General features: G+C 65.0%; 19 protein-coding genes. 12 read left to right on the top strand and 7 right to left on the bottom strand.

The window, feature by feature from the left end; genetic code table 11:
* Positions 1 to 145: 145 nt before the first annotated feature.
* Together P9A17_RS22020 and P9A17_RS22015 are read left to right on the top strand one after the other, a co-directional pair.
* Positions 146 to 1,861 carry an Ig-like domain-containing protein gene (locus tag P9A17_RS22020; RefSeq protein WP_278040864.1) on the top strand — a complete coding sequence of 572 codons (1,716 nt, stop codon included), beginning with the start codon at positions 146 to 148 and terminating at the stop codon, positions 1,859 to 1,861.
* Between the two features lie 192 nt (positions 1,862 to 2,053).
* Positions 2,054 to 4,948, top strand: coding sequence for an Ig-like domain-containing protein (locus P9A17_RS22015; RefSeq protein ID WP_278040863.1), 2,895 nt, complete (start codon positions 2,054 to 2,056; stop codon positions 4,946 to 4,948).
* On the opposite strand, the gene P9A17_RS22010 is transcribed toward P9A17_RS22015, so the two are convergent.
* Positions 4,945 to 5,847, bottom strand: coding sequence for an alpha/beta hydrolase (locus P9A17_RS22010; protein WP_278040862.1), 903 nt, complete (start codon positions 5,845 to 5,847; stop codon positions 4,945 to 4,947). The two genes, P9A17_RS22015 and P9A17_RS22010, sit on opposite strands and share 4 nt — an antisense overlap.
* Positions 5,848 to 5,912: 65 nt before the next feature.
* Here P9A17_RS22010 and P9A17_RS22005 point away from each other — a divergent pair, with 65 nt between their 5' ends.
* Positions 5,913 to 7,106 (top strand): enhanced intracellular survival protein Eis, encoded by a 1,194-nt coding sequence (locus tag P9A17_RS22005; RefSeq protein ID WP_278040861.1) that lies wholly within the window; start codon positions 5,913 to 5,915, stop codon positions 7,104 to 7,106.
* 52 nt (positions 7,107 to 7,158) lie between these two features.
* On the opposite strand, the gene P9A17_RS22000 is transcribed toward P9A17_RS22005, so the two are convergent.
* The 3 genes from P9A17_RS22000 to P9A17_RS21990 form a co-directional block, all read right to left on the bottom strand.
* Positions 7,159 to 8,247 carry an inositol-3-phosphate synthase gene (locus P9A17_RS22000; RefSeq protein WP_278040860.1) on the bottom strand — a complete coding sequence of 363 codons (1,089 nt, stop codon included), beginning with the start codon at positions 8,245 to 8,247 and terminating at the stop codon, positions 7,159 to 7,161.
* 49 nt (positions 8,248 to 8,296) lie between these two features.
* Entirely contained in the window at positions 8,297 to 8,842 is a 546-nt protein-coding gene (locus P9A17_RS21995) for a PadR family transcriptional regulator (RefSeq protein ID WP_278040859.1), read from the bottom strand.
* A gap of 115 nt (positions 8,843 to 8,957) precedes the next feature.
* Complete coding sequence (locus tag P9A17_RS21990) at positions 8,958 to 9,827, bottom strand: DUF1707 domain-containing protein (RefSeq protein WP_278040858.1); 870 nt, start codon at positions 9,825 to 9,827, stop codon at positions 8,958 to 8,960.
* A 100-nt stretch (positions 9,828 to 9,927) separates the two neighbouring features.
* Between P9A17_RS21990 and P9A17_RS21985 the strand changes: the two genes are divergently transcribed.
* The 3 genes from P9A17_RS21985 (at position 9,928) to P9A17_RS21975 (ending at position 14,517) form a co-directional block, all read left to right on the top strand.
* Entirely contained in the window at positions 9,928 to 10,362 is a 435-nt protein-coding gene (locus tag P9A17_RS21985) for a DUF5318 domain-containing protein (RefSeq protein ID WP_278040857.1), read from the top strand.
* A 79-nt stretch (positions 10,363 to 10,441) separates the two neighbouring features.
* A complete protein-coding gene (locus tag P9A17_RS21980; protein ID WP_278040856.1) occupies positions 10,442 to 12,919 on the top strand; it encodes a transglycosylase domain-containing protein in 2,478 nt (825 codons plus the stop codon).
* Positions 12,916 to 14,517, top strand: a complete 1,602-nt coding sequence (locus P9A17_RS21975) for a glycosyltransferase family 87 protein (RefSeq protein ID WP_278040855.1) — start codon at positions 12,916 to 12,918, stop codon at positions 14,515 to 14,517. The genes P9A17_RS21980 and P9A17_RS21975 overlap by 4 nt, the downstream gene beginning before the upstream one ends.
* Here P9A17_RS21975 and P9A17_RS21970 read toward each other — a convergent pair.
* Entirely contained in the window at positions 14,483 to 15,007 is a 525-nt protein-coding gene (locus P9A17_RS21970; RefSeq protein ID WP_278040854.1) for a hypothetical protein, read from the bottom strand. The two genes, P9A17_RS21975 and P9A17_RS21970, sit on opposite strands and share 35 nt — an antisense overlap.
* Positions 15,008 to 15,178: 171 nt before the next feature.
* Here P9A17_RS21970 and rpsF point away from each other — a divergent pair, with 171 nt between their 5' ends.
* From rpsF to dnaB, 5 genes are all read left to right on the top strand, one after another.
* Positions 15,179 to 15,469, top strand: coding sequence for a 30S ribosomal protein S6 (gene rpsF, locus P9A17_RS21965; protein WP_278040853.1), 291 nt, complete (start codon positions 15,179 to 15,181; stop codon positions 15,467 to 15,469).
* A gap of 117 nt (positions 15,470 to 15,586) precedes the next feature.
* On the top strand, positions 15,587 to 16,096 hold the full coding sequence (locus P9A17_RS21960) for a single-stranded DNA-binding protein (RefSeq protein ID WP_278040852.1): 510 nt from the start codon (positions 15,587 to 15,589) through the stop codon (positions 16,094 to 16,096).
* A 36-nt stretch (positions 16,097 to 16,132) separates the two neighbouring features.
* Positions 16,133 to 16,399 (top strand): 30S ribosomal protein S18, encoded by a 267-nt coding sequence (gene rpsR / locus P9A17_RS21955; RefSeq protein WP_278040851.1) that lies wholly within the window; start codon positions 16,133 to 16,135, stop codon positions 16,397 to 16,399.
* Between the two features lie 10 nt (positions 16,400 to 16,409).
* Positions 16,410 to 16,859, top strand: coding sequence for a 50S ribosomal protein L9 (gene rplI, locus P9A17_RS21950; RefSeq protein ID WP_278040850.1), 450 nt, complete (start codon positions 16,410 to 16,412; stop codon positions 16,857 to 16,859).
* Positions 16,860 to 17,343: 484 nt separating this feature from the next.
* On the top strand, positions 17,344 to 18,732 hold the full coding sequence (gene dnaB / locus P9A17_RS21945; protein ID WP_278040849.1) for a replicative DNA helicase: 1,389 nt from the start codon (positions 17,344 to 17,346) through the stop codon (positions 18,730 to 18,732).
* Positions 18,733 to 18,904: 172 nt separating this feature from the next.
* Here dnaB and P9A17_RS21940 read toward each other — a convergent pair whose 3' ends face one another.
* Positions 18,905 to 19,264, bottom strand: coding sequence for a hypothetical protein (locus tag P9A17_RS21940; protein ID WP_278040848.1), 360 nt, complete (start codon positions 19,262 to 19,264; stop codon positions 18,905 to 18,907).
* Between the two features lie 156 nt (positions 19,265 to 19,420).
* Here P9A17_RS21940 and P9A17_RS21935 point away from each other — a divergent pair, with 156 nt between their 5' ends.
* The gene (locus tag P9A17_RS21935; protein ID WP_278040847.1) at positions 19,421 to 19,789 is read left to right on the top strand and encodes a hypothetical protein; all 369 of its coding nucleotides are present in this window, start codon (positions 19,421 to 19,423) and stop codon (positions 19,787 to 19,789) included.
* On the opposite strand, the gene P9A17_RS21930 is transcribed toward P9A17_RS21935, so the two are convergent.
* Entirely contained in the window at positions 19,790 to 20,683 is an 894-nt protein-coding gene (locus tag P9A17_RS21930; RefSeq protein WP_278040846.1) for an aldo/keto reductase, read from the bottom strand.
* Between the last annotated feature and the right edge of the window lie 13 nt (positions 20,684 to 20,696).

Raw genomic sequence — 20,696 nt, 5'->3', positions numbered from 1 at the left:
TAACGTTGCGTAAGCAACTAACCAGGGGGTAAATATGGCTGCGCTTCGAAGAGAACCATCGTCCGCCAGACGGACTGGCCGTCATCGCAAGTCGGAGGAATTCGCGGTACGCCGTTGGCTCCAGCTCGGTGTGGCTTCTGCGGGTATGGGCGCAGCATTGCTCGGCTTCGGCCTGGTCGGGCCGAGCCAGGCGACGGCCGGCGCCGACACGGGTGCCGAGTCGTCGGCATCGTCGGATTCCTCCGATTCAAGCGACTCGGGATCTGCTGGACCGTCGTCGTCGGAAGAAAGTTCCTCCGACACCGACACCGACACCGACACCGACACCGACACCGACGCCGACGAAGCCGATTCTGACGAAGCGGATAGGGACGTCGACACCGACGACTCGGAGTCGGACGTCGTCGACGACGCGCTCGATGAGACGGACGAGGACCACGCCAGCAAGGGCGTGGACACCGACGGTGGTGAGACCGACGCGGACGTTGCCGCCCTCCATGACGCCGGTGACAACGTGGCTGAGGTCGTGGCCGAGAGCACCAATGTCGTTGTGGAACAGACCCGTTCAGCACTTGCTGGCTCACCGATCCCGGATCCGCCGAATCCCCCATACGTGTCTGAGCTGACCGAGCGGCAGCAGCGGGTGGCCGACTTCCTTGATGAGTGGACCGAGAAGAACCAGGCGTGGGTGAACTCACTCGAGATCTCGGACGCGAGAAAGGAAAGGCTGCAGGCCTCGTTCCTCGCGATGCGGCGGACCTTCTTCAACCAGGCGCCTACGGTCGCGCCGATCCAAATCACCGGTGTGATCACAGGATCGATCACAGGCACGGTCGGCGCGGTCGATCCCGACGGTGACCGGATGATCTACATCGTGTCGAAGTCGCCGACCACGGGCACGGTAAAAATCGCCGCCGACGGCAGTTTCACCTACACGCCCGACGAAGACTTCAACGGCGTCGACACCTTCTACGTCCGCGCCATCGACATCGGTTTCCACGTCAACCTGCTTCAGCCGCTGCGTCCGGTCGCCAGCGGTCAAGCCACCTCACTGATCAACCAGGGTGCCGTCAAGTTCGAATTCCACATCAAGGAAGCGGACCTCGATAAGTGGGACAAGCCCAAGCTGGATGCGATGGAGCGCGCTGCCAACATGCTGGTGTCGTACTTCCGTGTGCTCAAGCCGGTGAACCTGACCTACGACGTCACGACGTTCTCGAACGACTCGGGACTCCTAGCGGCGGCGGGAAGCCTGTACACGAGCTATGACCCGGGTACCTGGCTGACCCGAGTCCAGCACAAGCTGCTCACCGGAACAACGGCGCCCGGCACGGGGGACGACGGACTGCTCTACGTCAACTTCGGAAAGAAGTGGTCGTTCGACGACACGCTTGCCAGCGACCAGAACGACTTCACCATGGTCATCATGCACGAACTCCTTCACTCCTTCGGGTGGGTATTCGCCGGTGACAACGCCCCGTACCTGAACAACCGGCGCTACTGGTCCGTCTACGCCAGCCTCCTGGTCGACAAAGACGGCCGCACGCTGTGGAACGACGACCATACGTGGAACACCGAGTTCAATCCGAATCTGTTGAGGGGCAACGGCGGCCTCTTCTTCGGCGGAGCCAACGCGGTGAAGGCCAACGGCGGTAAACCCGTACCGCTCTTCGCGTTCCCCGAAGGGTGGACCGGAAGCACGGGCCAGCACCTCGATGACTATTCACCGTCGACTGCAGGGCAACTCATGGACGCGGTCGCGCCCGCCGGCACCTCGATTCGGGTGATCAGTCCCGTCGAGTTCGGCGTCTTGAAAGACCTGGGTTACACGGTGGTCCCCCAGACGATCATTGCTGTCTGAGCCTGCCAATAGAGTGGTTTGCTAGCAAACTACGGCGATCTGCGGTATAAATTCCCTGGGAAACTAACTCGGGGGTCAATAGTGACGAAGCATCGTAGAGATTCGTTGTCCACCAATCGAACTGGGCACAATCGCAAATCGAAGGACCTGCCGGTCCGACGCTGGCTACAACTTGGGGTCGCATCGGCGGGTATGGGTGCGGCATTGCTTGGGTTCAGCCTTGTCGGGCCGGATCCAGCCACGGCGTCGGCCGACACCGGTAGCGAGTCGTCGGCGTCGTCGGACTCGTCCCAGACCGGCAAGTCGGACAAGGCCGGTCCATCGGCGTCGAGTAAAGATGACTCCGACGCAGATGACACGGACGCCGATGGAGATGACGTAGACGCCGCCGATGAGTCCGATGCCGAGGATGCCGACGACGAGGCCGACGTCGCCGCTGAGGTAGACGACGAGATCGACGACGACGAGGTCGAGGCGGAGGACAGCGCTGCCACCACCGACGCTGCTGACGAGCCCGCGCTGGACGAGCCGGCCGTCGAGACTTCGGTCGAGGATGTCGACCTGGTCGAGTCACCGATGGAGACGGAGAACACCTCCACTGCAACGGATTCGGGCGCGACGGCGCTGGCAGATCCAACGGACGACGAGCAGCCGGTAACACCCTGGAGCGAGGTCGTCGCCCAGTTCCTCGACGACTGGACAGCGCGCCACGTCGCGTGGATCGACACCTTGAACGTCTCGGATCAGCGCAAGTTGCGGATGGAAGAGTCGTTCTACGCCATGCGGCGGGCGTTCTTCAACCAGGCTCCCACCGTCGACCCGGTGCAGATCACCGGTGTGATCACCGGGGACATCACCGGTCGGGTCTACGCAGACGACGCCGATGACGACCGCATCTACTACCGGATCGTTCAAGGCCCGACGACCGGCGCCCTGCGTTTCCACGCGGACGGTACCTACACGTACACGCCGGGTGAAAACTTCAACGGGGTCGACACTTTCACGGTAATGGCGATCGATGCGGGTCTGCACATCAATCTCTTGAATCTGTTCCGCCCCATCGGAACCCAGGCCACCTTGCTGATCAACCACGGGGCTGTCAAGTTCGAGTTCAACTTCACCAACGATCCCGATCGCGAGATCTGGACCGACGAACGGGTCGCCGCTCTCCAGCAGGCGGCCGACCAACTCGTCTGGTACGTGCGCGTGCCGAAACCCGTGCTTCTGACCTACGACGTCGTCGTGTACAACGACCCGAACTCCTTCACACTTGCGAGCGCCAGCGGCGAGCTGATGACCGAGCTGACCGGCTTCGTCCGCACACGTCTGCAGCACGAGATCATCACCGGTGAGGACACCAACGGACTGAAAGCCGACGGCAACATCACCGTCAACTTCGGCAAGAACTGGTCGCTGGGCCCCTACATCCCCCCAACTCAGTCCGATTTCGTCGGCGTGATGATGCACGAGTTACTGCATTCGTGGGGCTGGGGCAATCTCAGCGACGCTGAGCTCAGAAGGGCGATCTACTCGTCATTCCTCGTGACCAGAAACCGCGAGCACCTCTTCAACGAAGACACGACCTGGAACACGAAGTACAACCCCAATCTGATCGGCCAGAACGGCGGACTGTACTTCGGTGGCGCCAATGCGGTCGCAGAGTACGGCGGACTCGTTCCGGTTTACACGCCACTGCAATTCGCCGGGGGCAGCACGATCCACCACCTCGACGATTTCACGTTCATCGGTGACAACTACCAACTGATGAACGCGTTGCGGCCGAACGGGCTCAAGTGGCAGACGCTCAGCGACCTCGAGATCGCGATCCTGAAAGACCTTGGCTACAACGCGGTCCGGCTGCCGAAGGTGACGCAGGACGAAGTCGACTCCACCGATCCAATCGATGTCTGGACCGAAGAGACGATCGCGCGGATTGACGCGCTGCAGGTTTCCGCGCAAACCAAGTTGTCGCTGGAGCAGTCGTTCTTCGCGATGCGGCGGGCGTTGTTCAACCGGGCGCCGTCGGTGGACCCGGTCCAGATCACCGGCGTGGTCGAAGGTGCCATCACGGGCAACGTCAACGGTGACGACGTCGACGAGGACGACATCACCTATCGGATCGTCGAGGGGCCGAAGACGGGCTCGCTGCGACTGCACGCCGACGGTACGTACACCTACACGCCCAATGCGGACTTCAATGGTGTCGACACCTTCACCGTGATGGCGATCGACGAGGGTCTGCACGTCAACTTGGCGAATCTGTTCCGCCCCTTAGGAACCAAGGGCTCTCAGCTGATCAACCAGGGAGCCATCAAGTTTGACTTCGACTACAAGAACGACCCCGACGGCGAGATCTGGTGGTCGGCACGGTTGGCGGCGGTCAAGCGTGCGACCGACGAGCTGCTCTGGTACTTCCGCGTGAACAAACCGGTGGTGCTCAGCTACGACGTGTTCGCAAAGGACGATTCCGAGAGCTTGACGCTGATGTCAGCGCGCGGCGAGTTGATCACCGAGCAGCCCGGCTTCGTCCGAACCTTCATCCAGCACGAGATCATCACCGGAGAAGACCTCAACGGGGACGCGGCTGACGGCGAGATCAACGTGAACTTCGGGCAGAATTGGTCGCTCACCGACGTCGTGCGCTACGACCAGGTTGACTTCGTCGGCACGATGATGCACGAAGTGTTGCACTCGTTCGGGTGGGGGGCGCTCACCGGCGCGAACAGCACGAGGATGCTCTACGCGTCGATGATCACGGACGAAGGCGGAGAGAAGGTCTACAACAGCGACACCACCTTCAACTCTGCGTTCGACGACAACCTGATCGGGAAGAACGGCGGGCTGTACTTCAGCGGAGTCAATGCAGTCAAGGAGTACGGCGGCCTCGTCCCGGTGTTCACCCCGGAGAAGTACGCCGGCGGCAGCACGGTGCATCACCTCGATGACGACACCTTCACCGACGAAAGCATGAAGATGATGAACGCCGAGGTCCCCGACGGCGTCAAGATCTGGACGCTGAGCGCCGTCGAACTGGCCATACTGAAAGACCTTGGCTACAACGTGGTTCCGTTGCCCGCCGACGATTAATCGGAAGAGTCGAGCACGTCCCGGAGCAGGGCGACCAGATTCTGCGGCTGGTCGCTCTGCACCGAGTGTCCCGAGTTCTCGACGATGTGTACCTGCTGGAATCCCGGTGCGGTGCGGGCGAATTCGGCGGCGTCATCGTCGTTGACGAAGAACGAGTTGGCGCCACGGATCAGTGTGGTGGGCGTGGTGAGCTTAGGGACATCGTCCCAAAGTCCTTCGAAGCCCTCACCCTTGCGGATCGAGTCGTAGCGCCATGTCCAGGTGCCGTCGTCGAGTCGTTTGGCGTTGTGAAATACGCCGCGGCGCAGGGACTCTCGATCGCGGTGCGGTGCGGCGGCGACGGTCACCTCAAGCATCGAGTCGAACGTCGGGAACGTTCGCTCGCCCTGCACGAGCGCGACGGTGCCCTTCTGGGCATCCGTCATCTCGGTGTGCCGTTCCGGTGCTGACGGTGTCACGTCGACCATGACGAGCTTGCGCACGAGTTCGGGTGCGGTGACGGCCAGTCGCAGCGCAGTGAGTCCGCCGAGCGACATCCCGACGACGAGGTCGGCGTCCGGCGCGAGTTCGCGGATCACGGGTTCGACCGCTTCGGCGTTGAACTTCGGGCCGTAGTCGCCGTCCTCGCGCCAGGCCGACCGGCCGTGGCCGGGCAGGTCCAGTGCCAGGGCGGGCAGGCCGAGTCCGATGATCACGGTGTCCCAGGTGTGGGCGTTCTGACCGCCACCGTGCAGGAACACGACGCGGGGGTCCTCGTCGCCGAACTTCAGCCCGCTGACCGGTCCGGCATCGACCCGGGACGCCGGCGGGAGCGCGCCGGTCACCCCGGCCTGGCGAGCGTTCTCCCGCAGGAAGATAAACTCGGACAGGCTGGCGAGCTCGTCATCGGTGTCGTCCATGGTCTGACAGTACGCAGCCGAAATTCACGTGCGTTTCCAGGTCCTGGTGTGCCACCGTCGAAGGTGTGGCAGCTCCCTTGACGTTTCGCAGTGCCGACGATGCCGACTGGCCGGCGGCGAGCCTCATTGCGGCAACAGGGTTCGGTGTCCAGCGCCCTGACGAAACCAATGCCGTCTGGCGGTCGATGATCCCTGAGGGTGGCGCCGTCGTCGCCTGCGACGGCGACGATGTGGTCGGTGTGGCCCTCTTCTACGGCCTGCAACTGACGGTGCCGGGCGGGGCAGTACTGCCGATGGCGGGGGTGTCGTGGGTGGCCGTCGCCCCGACGCATCGCAGGCGCGGGGCACTCGCCGGGATGTTCGCCGAACTGCACAGCCGCATGGGCGCCTATCCGATCGCCGGTCTGGAAGCCAGCGAAGGCGGCATCTATGGCAGGTTTGGGTACGGCCCCGCGACGGTCTGGGAAAGCCGCGAGATCACCCGTGCCGAAGCGCGATTCACTCCCGGCGTTCCGGACCCGGGTGGTGTTCGTGTCGTCCGGCCCGCCGACCATCGCGGCCAACTCGAAGACATCTACGAGCGGTGGCGCCTCAAGACGCCGGGCGGACTGCACACGCCGCCGCAATTGTGGGACGAAGTGCTGGCCGACCGTGAATCGTCGCGAGGGGGCGGCACACCGTATTACTGCCTGCTGCATCCCGACGGCTTTGCGATGTACCGCGTGCACGGCGGCGACGAGTCGAAGGACGTCAACGTCACCAAGTTCGCCGCGGTGACGACGGAGGCGGAAATAGCGCTGTGGCGCGTGCTGCTCGGCTTGGACCTGAAGAAGACGATCAGCATCGACACTCACCCAGACAACCTGTTGCCCTACCTGCTCACCGATTCCCGGTTGGTACGCACGACCCATGTCGAGGACGGCTTGTGGCTGCGGATGCTCGACATCCCGGCGGTGCTGCAGGCACGTACCTATGCCGCGGATCTGTCTGTGGTGGTGTGTGTTTCGGACGCCGTGCTGGGTGGTGGCGGCCGATTCGCGCTGGACATCAGCGGTGGCCGTGCGAGGTGCGAGCCGACCGATGCGCCCGCTGACGTGCACACCAGCTTGTCGGTGCTCGGCAGCATCTACCTCGGTGCCCATCGTGCGTCGTCGTACGCGGCCGCGCACCGGCTGCGGTGTGAGGACGCCGCGCTACTGGCCGCCGTGGACGCCGCATTCGTCTCCGACACCCCCGCCGAACTCGGGTTCGGGTTCTAAATGGAAAGGAGCCCAAGGTCTTCCGACCCTGGGCTCCTCTCCGAAAGTGCTTCTAGCCCTCGATGAACTTCTCGAGCTGAACGCGCGCGATGTCGTCGGCGATCTGCTTCGGCGGGCTCTTCATCAGGTAGGCCGAGGCTGCCTCGACGGGGCCGCCGATGCCGCGGTCCTTGGCGATCTTCGCGGCCCGCACCGCGTCGATGATGACGCCTGCGGAGTTGGGCGAGTCCCAGACCTCGAGCTTGTACTCCAGGTTCAGCGGCACGTCACCGAACGCACGGCCCTCGAGGCGGACGTAGGCCCACTTGCGGTCGTCGAGCCACGCGACGTGGTCCGACGGGCCGATGTGGACGTTCTTGTCCTCGACCTTGCCGGCCAGCGAACCGGTGAGGTTCGACGTGACGGCCTGGGTCTTGGAGACCTTCTTCGACTCGAGGCGGGTGCGCTCGAGCATGTTCAGGAAGTCCATGTTGCCGCCGACGTTGAGCTGGTAGGTGCGGTCCAGCGTGACGCCGCGGTCTTCGAACAGCTTGGCCATGACGCGGTGGGTGATGGTCGCGCCGACCTGGCTCTTGATGTCGTCGCCGACGATCGGGACACCGGCGTCTTCGAACTTCTTGGCCCACACCGGATCCGAGGCGATGAACACGGGCAGCGCGTTGACGAACGCCACGCTGGCGTCGATGGCGCACTGGGCGTAGAACTTGTCGGCCTCTTCGGAGCCGACGGGCAGGTAGGAGACGAGCACGTCGACCTCGGCGTCCTTGAGGACCTTCACGACGTCGACGGCTTCGCTGTCGGAGATCTCGATGGTGTCGGCGTAGTACTTGCCGATGCCGTCGAGCGTCGGGCCGCGCTGTACGACGACGTCGGTCGGCGGCACGTCGGCGATCTTGATGGTGTTGTTCTCCGAGGCGAAGATTGCCTCGGACAGGTCAAAGCCGACCTTCTTGGCGTCCACGTCGAACGCGGCGACGAACTTCACGTCGCGGACGTGGTACTGGCCCAGCTTGACGTGCATCAGCCCGGGGACGCTGGCGTTCTCGTCGGCGTCCTTGTAGTACTGAACCCCCTGCACGAGCGAGGACGCGCAGTTGCCTACGCCAACGATCGCGACCCGGACGTCATTGCTTGCGGTCATGACGGCTTCTCCTCTGTCCTTACTTCACTGCCTGTTTCGGAAACAACGTTTACGTCTGCTCGGCGCGCCCCTGCGCCGACTTCTCTGCCGCGATCAACTCGTTGAGCCACGTGACTTCCCGCTCGCTGGACTCCAGGCCCAGCTGGTGGAGCTGACGGGTGTACCGATCGAATGAGCTGCTCGCCCGCGCCACTGCTTCACGCAGGCCTTCGCGACGTTCCTCGACCTGGCGGCGACGGCCCTCCAGGATCCGCATCCGGGCCTCGGCCGGTGTGCGGTTGAAGAATGCAAGGTGGACCCCGAAGCCGTCGTCGGAGTAGTTCTGGGGGCCGGTGTCAGCGACGAGCTCGGTGAAGCGCTGCTTACCGGCGTCAGTCAGCTGATACACCCGCCGCGCGCGACGGACTTTCACGACGCCTTCAGGGGCGGCGTCCTCGACGATCAGCCCGTCGGTCTGCATGCGGCGCAGCGCCGGGTAGAGCGAGCCGTAGGAGAACGCGCGGAACGCCCCCAGGAGACCCGTCAGCCGCTTGCGCAGCTCGTAGCCGTGCATGGGCGACTCCTGAAGCAGACCCAGGATGGCGAGCTCAAGCATCGGGGGCCTCCTCCCTGATATATGCGTCGCTACGACTGTTCAACACGTCGCGCAATAGTATCGCGCCGATATATTGAACGCCACAACGATGCCGCGCAGCGGGCAAAAACCCAGTTCAGGAAGCGGGCCAGATGGCCTTGGTGTCGCCGTTCGGGTAGAGCTCGATGCGGCCACTGCCGAAATCACTGCTGACGTAGATCTCGACACCGACGGCGTCCGGGGTGGCGGGATCCGCGGATGGGCTGACCCGCATCCAGACGTCCTTGAGGTCGGGACGGGCCACTCCGACGGTTTCCGGGGCCCCCCGCAGAATGCCGAGCACCCTCTCGTAGTCGAACTTCGCCAGGTCCACCAGCCGGTCGTCGGCGCTGGGCGTCGACGGCGAGCTGCTCGGATCGCTCCAGCCGCCGCGGTAGGTGTAACTCAGGCTGCGCCGGTTGTCCTGCGGATCCGGGCGGTCCAGGTAGGCCATGTCGGTGTGGATGTCCAGCTCGTAGCCCATGGTGCTGCCGAACTTCTTGCGCATCTGCTCGAACAGCCCGTTGAACCCGCCGAGTGACTGCAGCTGCCGGGGCGGGGTCAGCACCTGCGCCGGGACGCCGTCGTCCTTGGCGCCCGGGTCGGTCTCGAAGCTCAGGGGCGAGGAAGTGTTCCCGTAGAGGCCCCAGCCGACCGCGACGCCCAGCACGATCAGCACGGCGGCCATCGCAGCCTTGAGCCCCCAGCCGGGCTTGATCGTCGGGCGCTTGATGACTTTCTTGACTGGGGTGTCGGTCAGCGACTTTCCGGTCTGCAAGTCGGTGATCAGTTCTTCCAGCTGACCCAGCGTCGAGGCGTTCGTGGCGGTCTTCACCCGCTCGCCGTGCTCGGCCATGGACAGCTGGCCCTCGGCCAGTGCGGTGTCGAGGATCTGGCACGTCTCGTTGCGATCGCTGTCTTTCGCCCTCGTCCGCGATGTCCGAGGTCCTGAGCTGCCCGAAGCCACGTCGAAGATCGTAAGAGTTCGCACCGCGATACCGCAGGCCAGATTCGATTGCGCGCACGTCGAGGCTCGGTGCCCAACCCACCGACGTACTCTGGTCATCGTGCGATTGCAGCGACAGGTGGTGGACTACGCCCTTCGGCGTCGATCACTGCTCGCCGAGGTCTACTCGGGGCGCACCGGCGTTTCCGAGGTCTGCGACGCGAATCCGTACCTGCTTCGAGCAGCGAAGTTCCACGGCAAGCCCAGTTCGGTCACGTGCCCGATCTGCCGCAAGGAACAACTGACATTGGTGTCGTGGGTGTTCGGCGACCACCTCGGTGCGGCTTCGGGTTCTGCCCGGACCGCCGAGGAGCTGGTTCTGCTGGCCACCAAATACGACGAGTTCTCCGTACACGTGGTGGAGGTATGCCGCACGTGCAGCTGGAATCATCTGGTCAAGTCCTACGTGCTTGGCGCGGTACCGCCCCCGAAGGGGTCACGCGGGCCGCGACGCACCCAGAACGCGCGCGGTACTGCGCGCACGGCCAGTGAATAGCGAAGGGCGCCACGAGAGGTCAGCCAACGACGCCCGGGACGGGCAGCGTGCGGCGGACAACTTGGGCGCCAGGAAGCCGATGAGGCGGCCGGACGCATCGTCCGGGCGTCCGCCCGCCGCCGACGGCGGACGTCACCGTCCAGCCGATGCCCAGCGCAGGCCGCCGACGCCGCCGGATGACCGGCGCACCGCGATCCTGCCGCCGGTGCGCGACGGCGCGCCGCCGCCGATGCGGGATCAGGTCGATGCGGCGAAGCGGGCCCTGGACGGCCGCGCTAGAAAGGCGAAGCCGCCGGGCCCGCCGAAGGGTCCGCCCCCACGTGGCGGTGGCGGTCCGACTGGAGGCGGCCTGTCAGGTCCGGGTCCGCAGAAACGCTCGATTCGCGAGCAGATCAACTGGAAGTGGGTGCGGCGCGGATCGCTCATCGCGGCGGTCGCGCTGATTCTGCTGCCGCTGCTGACGTTCGGGATGGCGTACATGATCGTCGACGTCCCCAAGCCCGGGGACATCCGCACCGCTCAGGTGTCGACGATCCTGGCCAGCGACGGCAGCGAGATCGCCAAGATCGTCCCGCCGGAAGGCAACCGCGTCGACGTCAACATCGACCAGATCCCGGTGCCGCTGCGCAACGCGGTGATGGCCGCCGAGGATCGCGACTTCTACTCCAACCCGGGCTTCTCGTTCACCGGGTTCCTGCGCGCGTTCAAGAACAACATCTTCGGCGGAGACCTGCAGGGCGGGTCGACGATCACCCAGCAATACGTGAAGAACGCGTTGGTGGGCGACGCCCGGTCCGGTATCGGCGGTGTGATCCGCAAGGCCAAGGAGCTGGTCATCTCGACGAAGATGTCCAGCGAATGGTCCAAGGACCAGGTGCTGCAGTCCTACCTGAACATCATCTACTTCGGCCGCGGCTCCTATGGTGTTGCGGCGGCGGCGCAGTCGTACTTCGGCAAGCCTGTCGAGCAGCTCAACGTCGCCGAGAGCGCGCTGCTTGCCGCGTTGATCCAGCGGCCGTCGGTGCTCGACCCGGCCGTGGACCCCGATGCGTCGGAGGTCCGGTGGAACTGGGTTCTCGACGGGATGGTCGAGATCGGTGCGCTATCTCCCGAGGAGCGCGCGGCGCAGGTCTTCCCGGTGACGATTCCGCCGGATCAGGCGAACAACCAGAACCAGACGACCGGTCCGAACGGCCTCATCGAGCGCCAGGTCGTCAATGAGCTGCTGTCGATCTTCAACATCAACGAGCAGGCGCTGAACACCGAGGGCCTGCAGATCACCACGACGATCGACCCGAAGATGCAGTCCTCGGCCGTCGACGCGGTCGAGGAGTACATGGAGGGGCAGGACCCCGACATGCGCACCGCGGTCGTATCGATCGATCCCAAGACCGGGGCGGTCAAGGCGTACTACGGCGGCTCCGACGCAAACGGGTTCGACTTCGCACAGGCCGGCCTGCCGACGGGTTCGTCGTTCAAGGTGTTCGCGTTGGTGGCGGCGCTGCAGCAGGGGATGGGGCTGGGCTACCAGGTGGACAGCTCCCCGCTGGACGTCAACGGCATCAACATCACCAACGTCGAGGGCAGCAGCTGCGGCAACTGCAACATCGCCGAGGCGTTGAAGCGGTCACTGAACACGAGCTACTACCGGTTGATGCTGGACCTGAAGAACGGCCCGCAGGATGTCGCCGACGCCGCGCACCAGGCGGGCATCGCCGAGAGCTTCCCGGGCGTGGACCACACGCTGTCCGAGGACGGTCAGGGCGGCCCGCCGAACAACGGCATCGTGCTGGGGCAGTACCAGTCCCGCGTGATCGACATGGCGTCGGCGTACGCGACGATCGCTGCATCGGGCGTCTACCACAAGCCCCATTTCGTGCAGAAGGTCGTCAACGCCGAGGGTGAGGTGCTCTTCGACGCCAGCGGTGAGGACAACGCGGGCGAGCAGCGCATCGACAAGGCGGTGGCCGACAACGTCATCGCCGCGATGCAGCCGATCGCCGGCTACTCGGGTCGTGGCCTTTCGGGTGGCCGGCCGTCGGGTGCCAAGACCGGAACCAACCAGCTCGGTGACACCGGCGAGAACCGCGACGCCTGGATGGTGGGTTTCACGCCGTCGCTGTCGACGGCGGTCTGGGTGGGCACCACCGACGGCACCAAGCCACTGATCAACGAATCCGGCGGATCGGTGTACGGCTCGGGGCTGCCCGGCCAGATCTGGAAGTCCACGATGGACGGCGCCCTCGACGGTACCGACAACGAGACGTTCCCCAAGCCGGAGGAGATCGGCGGCTACGCCGGTGTGCCGCAAGCGCCTCCGCCTCCGCCGTCTGCGCCGCCCACCCCGTCGCAGTCGGTGATCCAGCCGACGCTGGAGATCGCGCCCGGCATCACGATTCCATGGGGCCCGCCGACGACCGTGCCCGTCGGGCCTCCGGGGCAGCCTGTGCCCGGTCAGCCCGGACAGTCCGTGCCGCCCGGTCAGCCGGTGCCACCGGGCGCGCCCGTCGGCGCGCCAGGCCAGCCGCTGCCGCCCGGTCCGCCGCCGCCTCCGTGACGTCACCCGCGCCACTCGGGAAGGACCTGCGCAGCCTCGACAGTCGCGATTTGCCCAGTCGTACAGACACTCTCGGGGCGGCCTTCGCGGACACGATCGGTGGACCTGTCGGCAAGCACGCGCTGATCGGTCGCACCCGATTCATGACGCCGCTGCGCGTCATGATGATCATCGCGCTGGTTTTCCTGGCCCTCGGCTACTCGACCAAGGCCGCCTGCCTGCAGACCACCGGGACCGGGACGGCCGACCAGCGTGTCGCCAACTGGGAGAACCAACGCGCCTACTACGAGCTCTGCTACTCCGACACCGTTCCGCTCTACACCGCAGAGTTGTTGAACCTGGGCAAGTTTCCGTACAAGTCGAGCTGGCTGGAAACTGACAACGGCCAGCCGCGGTTGCAGTACGACGGCGAACCTGCGGTGCGGTACATGGAGTATCCGGTGCTGACCGGGATCTACCAGTACCTGTCGATGACGGTCGCCAAGACCTACACCGCGCTGACGAAGCTGGTGTCGATCCCGGTCATCGCCGAGGTGGTCATGTTCTTCAACATCGCCGCGTTCGGACTCGCGCTCGCCTGGCTGACGACGTTGTGGGCGACGGCGATGTTGGCCGGTCCCCGACGCATCTGGGACGCTGCGATGCTGGCTGCGTCCCCGATCGTCATCTTCCAGATCTTCACCAACTTCGATGCTCTGGCAACGGCTTTCGCGGCGTGCGCGCTGCTGGCGTGGGCGCGGCGAAAACCGTGGCTGGCCGGTGTGTTGATCGGGCTAGGGGTTGCGGCCAAGCTGTATCCACTGTTGCTGCTCGCACCGCTGGCGCTGCTGGCGGTGCGGACCGGGCGGATGCGGGAGGTCGGCAAGACGGCGCTGACCGCTGTGTTGGCGTGGTTGGTGGTGAACCTGCCGATCATGGTGTTGTTCCCGCGCGGGTGGTCGGAGTTCTTTCGGCTCAACACCCGTCGCGGCGACGACATGGATTCGATCTACAACGTCGTGAAGACGTTCACCGGCTGGGGGGGGTTCGACACCGACCTGGGGTTCTGGGAGCCGCCGACGGTGCTGAACTCGGTCACCGCAGCGCTGTTCGCCGCGTGCTGCATCGCGATCGGCTACGTGGTGCTGACGGCGCCCCGGCGGCCGCGCGTCACGCAGATCGCGTTCCTCGTCGTCGCTGCCTTCCTGCTGACGAACAAGGTGTGGAGCCCGCAGTTCTCGCTGTGGCTGGTGCCGCTGGCTGTGCTGGCGCTGCCGCACCGGCGGATCCTGCTCGCGTGGATGACGGTCGACATGCTGGTCTGGGTGCCCCGAATGCTGTATCTGTTCGGCGAGCAGAAGATGGGGCTGCCGCAGGAGGTATTCACGACGACCGTACTGCTGCGCGACGTTGCCGTGGTTGTGTTGTGCGCGTTGGTGATTCGCCAGATCTACCGGCCGCAGCTCGACCTGGTGCGGCAGGACGGCGTCGACGACCCGGCGGGTGGGATATTCGACCGGGCTCCGGACAATCCACCTGGCTGGCTGCCGGACTGGCTGCGGCCTCGGCCTTTTGACTTCGGTATCAAGAGAATTCCGGTGGATTCCGGCGCGCGGTGAGCCATGCCGTCGTCGGCGGTACCAGCACCAGCATCAGCGTGGCGACGGGGAAGATGAAGCTCACGATCTCCAGCCCATCGCCCCCGAAGGCGCCGTACGGCGTCGTCGATGAGGCGGCGTATCCGAGGCTCAGCAGGGCGGAGCCGATCGTGACCCCGCATCCGCCGACGATCAGCCCGCGTCCGTTCAGCCTGCGTCGGGCCAACTGCACCGTGCCCACGGTCAGCAGGACGCCCGACACGAAATTGAGCGCGACTCCGAAGACAAGGACGGGGAACAGATCGCCCGCGATGCCCGCCGATGTCCGGAACCCCGACGTCGATCCGGGTGCGCTCAGCCCGATGAGGCCGAGAATTCCGAGTAGTCCGCTGCCCAGGCAGGCCAGAGCGCCCAGGCCGGCGAGAATGATCGCGAGAGCCGCGGTCACGCCGCTGGGTGGGGGCGGCGCCGGTCGGGGGGCGAACCCGTAGGTGCCGAGCGGACCGTCCACTGCGCCCCCTCACTCACAGGTGCGGAGACTTCAGCCTAGCCGCCTGCGGGCGGCGCCGATTTCGCAGATCAGCGGGGGTCGCTGTAACCTGGGCGGGTTGCCGACGCAGGCGACCCTCCTGCCACGGATAGGCCGTGGCCGCACCAGACCAGAGGAGGTGATGGGTTCCTTATGCGTCCATACGAAATCATGGTCATTCTCGACCCCACTCTTGACGAGCGCACCGTTGCTCCGTCGTTGGAGACGTTCCTGAACGTCGTCCGCAAGGACGGCGGCAGTGTCGACAAGGTCGACATCTGGGGACGGCGCCGCCTGGCGTACGAGATCGCCAAGCATGCCGAGGGCATCTACGCGGTTGTCGATGTCAAGGCTGAGCCCGCGACGGTGTCCGAGCTCGACCGCCAGCTCAACCTGAACGAGTCCGTGCTGCGGACCAAGGTGATGCGGACCGAAAAGCACTAAGTCTCAATGACGGGCTGTGCGCGTCGGGGCTGTTCCGTAGGCTCGCCTGCGACTGTCCACGCGCACGCCGTCAATGAGTGCTTGCGCTAGAGCCGATAGAGCACACAGGAGGACCTCGTGGCTGGTGACACCATCATCACGGTGATCGGAAACCTGACCGCTGACCCCGAACTGCGGTTCACGCCGTCGGGCGCGGCCGTCGCGAACTTCACGGTCGCGTCGACGCCCCGCATGTTCGACCGTCAGACCAACGAGTGGAAGGACGGCGAAGCGCTGTTCCTCCGCTGCAACATCTGGCGGGAGGCGGCCGAGAACGTCGCCGAGAGTCTGGTGCGTGGGTCGCGCGTCATCGTCAGCGGTCGGCTCAAGCAGCGGTCGTTCGAAACCCGTGAGGGTGAGAAGCGCACCGTCATGGAGCTCGAGGTCGACGAGATCGGTCCTTCGTTGCGCTACGCGACGGCGAAGGTCAACAAAGCCAGCCGCAGTGGCGGCGGGGGCGGCGGATTCGGTTCCGGCTCGGGGGGCAACTCGCGCCCCGCGCCGAGCAGCGCACCGGCCGAGGACCCGTGGGGCAGCGCCCCCGCGTCGGGTTCGTTCGGTGGCGCCGACGACGAACCGCCCTTCTGACAAACAACATTCAGTGATTTCCAGAAAGAGATAGATATGGCCAAGTCCTCCTCCACGAAGAGGCGCCCGGCTCCCGAGAAGCCGGTCAAGACTCGCAAGTGCGTGTTCTGCTCGAAGAAGGGCAAGAACCAGACCATCGACTACAAGGACACCCAGCTGCTGCGTACCTACATCAGCGAGCGCGGCAAGATCCGTGCCCGTCGGGTGACCGGCAACTGCGTTCAGCACCAGCGCGATGTCGCCATCGCGGTGAAGAACGCTCGCGAGGTCGCGCTGCTGCCGTTCAGCTCGTCGACGCGATAGGGGCGAAGAGATGAAACTGATTCTTACTGCAGAGGTCGATCACCTCGGTTCGGCCGGCGACACGGTCGAGGTCAAGGACGGCTACGGCCGCAACTTCCTGCTGCCCCGCGGCCTGGCCATCGTGGCCACCCGTGGCGCGCAGCGTCAGGCCGAGGACATCCGTCGCGCCCAGGAGCTCAAGGGCGTCAAGAGCCTCGAGCACGCCAACGAGCTCAAGACGGCCATCGAAGGCCTGGACTCGGTGGAGCTGTCGGTCAAGGCCGAGGCCGGCAGGCTGTTCGGTTCGGTGACCGCTGCCGACGTCGTGTCTGCCATCAAGAAGGCCGGCGGACCGAACCTCGACAAGCGCACGGTGAGCCTGCCCAAGGCTCACATCAAGACCACCGGCACCCACGCCGTCACGGTGCGCCTGCACCCCGACGTGAACGCCACGGTGTCGCTGACCGTCGTCGAAAGCTAGTCGCGAAGACGTCAGCACCGGCTTGATACGGCCGGGTGGAGACCCTCAGGGTCGCCACCCGGCCGTCGCCGTTTCAGTGGCGAACAATTCTTTTCAAATCAAGCCCAGCTAACATAACCGCCTGTTAACCTGCGGGGCCCCTCCGCGAAACACAACACGCCCGGGGTTGAAACCGGACGCGACACGCCGGACAATTTCCCATCCACAGCCAGTGCACCGGCCTATCGTGCGTTGAACAGGTAAAACAGGGTCAGCGTCGACTGTTATCAACAGGTTCTCCCCAGGCGCTCAACATCGTCCACCTGAGCTGTCCACACGCCATCCACAGGGTCATCCACAGGTGGTGGTTGCGCCTCCGCCAGCAACATCTAACGTTGGCCGTCGCGGGGTCGGTTGGGGCGTTCTTGTCAGTGGCAGTTCGTACCGTGTTGGCAAGCGAACCGAACACGCGTTCGACAGACATCTGGGGAGGGTGAGGCGCCACGTGGCCGTAGTCGATGATCGTGGGCGTCCCGGTGGTCCGTCGGACCTGGAGCCGCCTCCGAGCGAGGATTTCGGCCGCCAGCCCCCACAGGACGCCGCGGCCGAGCAGGCCGTGCTGGGCGGCATGCTGCTGAGCAAGGACGCGGTCGCTGACGTCCTGGAGAAGCTGCGCCCCGGCGACTTCTACAAGCCGGCCAACCAACTCGTCTACGACGCGATCCTGGACCTCTACGGCCGCGGGGAGCCCGCCGACGCCGTCACCGTCGCCGCGGAGCTCGACCGGCGCGGGCTGCTGCGCCGGGTGGGCGGTGCGCCGTATCTGCACACCCTGATCTCGACGGTGCCGACGGCAGCGAATGCGGGCTACTACGCCGAGATCGTCGCGGAGAAGTCGCTGCTGCGCCGTCTCGTGGAGGCGGGCACGCGCGTGGTGCAGTACGGCTACGCGGGTGCCGACGGAGCCGATGTCAACGAAATCGTGGACCGGGCGCAGGCGGAGATCTACGACGTCACCGAGCGCAAGTCCACCGAGGATTACGTGATCCTCGAAGAGATCCTGCAGCCGGCGATGGACGAGATCGACGCGATCGCCTCCGAGGGCGGCATCTCCAAGGGTGTCCCGACGGGATTCACCGACCTCGACGAGCTGACCAACGGTCTGCATCCCGGTCAGATGATCGTCGTCGCGGCGCGTCCCGGTATGGGGAAATCCACGCTAGGCCTCGATTTCATGCGATCGTGCTCGATCAAGCACCAGTTGCCGAGCATCGTGTTCTCCCTGGAAATGAGCAAGACCGAGATCGTCATGCGTCTGCTGTCGGCAGAGGCGAAGATCAAGCTCGCCGACATGCGGTCGGGCCGGATGAGCGACGACGACTGGACGCGCCTGGCGCGCCGTATGAGCGAGATCAGCGAAGCGCCACTGTATATCGATGATTCGCCGAACCTCACGATGATGGAGATCCGGGCCAAGGCGCGACGTTTGCACCAGAAGGCTGGGCTGCGGTTGATCGTGCTGGACTACTTGCAGCTGATGACATCCGGCAAGAAGGTCGAGTCGCGGCAGCAGGAAGTCTCCGAATTCTCCAGGCAAATCAAGCTTTTGGCCAAAGAGCTGGAAGTACCCGTGGTAGCGATGAGCCAGCTGAACCGCGGTCCGGAGCAGCGCACCGACAAGAAGCCCATGCTGTCTGACCTGCGTGAAAGCGGTAGCATCGAACAGGATGCGGACATGGTCATCCTGCTACATCGGCCCGATGCATTCGAGACCGACGACCCGCGAGGCGGCGAGGCGGACCTGATCGTCGCCAAGCATCGCGCCGGCCCGACACGCACGATTACCGTTGCGCACCAACTACATTTGTCACGATTCTCGAACATGGCCAAGTAGCAGGCCCGGCGAGAGTCGTTTCCCTGACGGCCACCTGCTCGTTCGGAAACCGGCGGCGGGGACCACTGCAGAGCGCTGAACGCCTTAGTCGTGCCACCGGCGAACGGTACGCAATGACGTGACGGCTCTGCAGACTTGCGTGGTGCGTGCGCCGACTTGACCATCGGCGCGATCACGCTTGATCCAAGCGAGGCCGGTAATCAGCCGCCTCCGTCTCGGCAACAAGCAGCGCATCAAGCTCGCCCTCTTGCTGGGCAACGAACACACCGATCACCTGCCGACATACCTCCGGCACGCTCACCCCGCGCAGATCGGCAATACGTTTGAGTCCGATCAGCATTGACGTCGATACATGAAACTGCACGGCGAACTGTCCGCACGAACCATCCTCAGGAGGTAGCCCCGGACCCACCACCACAGGTTCATCCACCCCGTATTCGCTCACCTCACCACGCCTGGCCGGCTCAACAACACCGCCACCGCCAACGCCGTCGGATGGTTCGGCAGGCTCCGCATGACTGAACAAACCCATCCCGCCAAGCTAGACCTCGCAGATGTCGGCAGGGCCTCGCCGGCGTCGTACGGATCGTCGTGGTGCACTGTGTCCGGGTGTCCGACTGACTACTGGGGAAACGACGCGGAGCGAGTGTGTTCGCAAGACCGGACATCGGCTAGCCTCTGACCGACCATGGTTGAGTCTGTCTGCGTCGGCTTCCTGGCCCAAAAGGTCGTTTCGCGGCCGGCCTTCCTCGCGCGTGCACCGATCGACGACGTCTGCAGCGTCAGCGAGTGCATCTCGCCAGGCGCGCCCGATCGGCTCAAGCACCACGCCCACAACTCCGCCGGGTTCTACGACACGGAGGCGGTGGCGCGGAGTGTGGTGCCCGAGACCGAGCGAGACGCGTACACCGTGTTCGCATACCGCGCGGTCTGCATCCGTTTCGCCGACGACGGCAGCGCTCAATGGTCGCCCGCTGAGGAATGGCCGGGGCTACTTGTCAACGCCGATCTGTCGGCGTACACACGTGGTCGAGGTGTTGCGGCGCACCGGTGGTGATCAACTGCCGGCTGCGCTGAGCGTGTGGAGCTCTTCCTGAGTCAACTGCAGGTCAGCCGCGGCCATGTTCTCTTCCAGATGCGCACGCCGCGATGTCCCCGGGATTGGAAGCATCGCCGGTGAGACATGCAGAAGCCAGGCGATCGCCACCTGGCCCACGGTGCATTGATGCGCCCGAGCGATGTCGGCGAGTGCCTGGTGGGCCGTGTCGAGCCCGCCTTGGGCGACCGGTGCCCACGGAATGAACGTGAGCCCATCGCGCTCGCACACCTCCAGCATGTCCTGCGCGCTGCGGTCCATGACGTTGAATCGGCTTTGCACACTGACGATGTCGGCGATCTGCCGCGCCTCGTCGAGTTGCTCCACTGTGCACTGCGACATGCCGATCTCGCGGATCTTGCCCTCGTCCTGGAGCGACTTGAGCTCACCGATCTGATCCGCCAACGGCACCTTCGGATCAACCCGGTGCAGCTGCAGCAGATCGATCTGGTCGACGCTCAGACGGCGCATGCTCATCAACGCCTGCTGCCGCAGGTATTCGGGTCGTCCGACCGGCGGCCACGCCGCCGGGCCGAGGCGTTTGGGCCCGGCGTCAGTGTCGATGACATCGGGTCCATTTCGGGTCAGGCCAGCCTTCGTCGCGATCACGACATCGTCGGGGTACGGATGCAACGCCTCCCGCAAGATCTCCTCGGCGACATGGGGTCCGTAGGAGTCGGCGGTGTCGATGAACTGCACGCCGAGGTCGACGGCCCGCCGGGCCACGGCGATACATTCGTCGCGGTCCTCGGGCTCGCCCCAGATCCCGCGACCCGTGAATCTCATCGATCCGAAACCCAACCGCGACACCTTCCTGCCGGCAATACCGATTGCCTGCGGGTGCAGGTTCACCATGACAATTACCTCC

Origin of the sequence: Mycobacterium sp. 236(2023), from assembly GCF_029623955.1 — a bacterium.
Lineage (GTDB): Bacteria > Actinomycetota > Actinomycetes > Mycobacteriales > Mycobacteriaceae > Mycobacterium.
The sequence above is the reverse complement of the archived record's forward strand: the minus strand, read 5'-3'. Positions and strand labels throughout refer to the sequence as shown.